Source organism: Ochrobactrum sp. SFR4, assembly GCF_019730395.1.
Classification (GTDB): Bacteria; Pseudomonadota; Alphaproteobacteria; order Rhizobiales; family Rhizobiaceae; genus Pseudochrobactrum.
This window is the reverse complement of record NZ_JAAPBB010001050.1, coordinates 1-253: the sequence shown is the minus strand read 5'-3', so window position 1 is coordinate 253 and position 253 is coordinate 1. Positions and strand designations below refer to the sequence as shown.

Here is a 253-nt window from a genome sequence, read left to right as displayed (position 1 = left end):
ACATTCATCACCACGGCTCCGATGACCGAAAGTGCAACCTGCTGTGGTGAAAGATAAAACAGCGATATCGCCATAAGCAGGAGATCCAGTGCGAGTTGCGACCAGCCTGCACGGATATTGTAATTATCCTGCAAATACAGTGCCAGAATATTAATGCCGCCGACACCCGCACGATGACGAAACAGTGCCAGCACGCCCATACCGACCAAAGTAGCGCCCATGATTGCCGCGAAAACCGGTTCTAATGTCGAGA

General features: G+C 51.4%; 1 protein-coding gene. It reads right to left on the bottom strand.

Annotated features, from left to right (window positions below):
- The coding region (locus HBA93_RS22265) for a YitT family protein (RefSeq protein ID WP_221724689.1) at window positions 1–253 on the bottom strand (253 nt) is incomplete at both ends.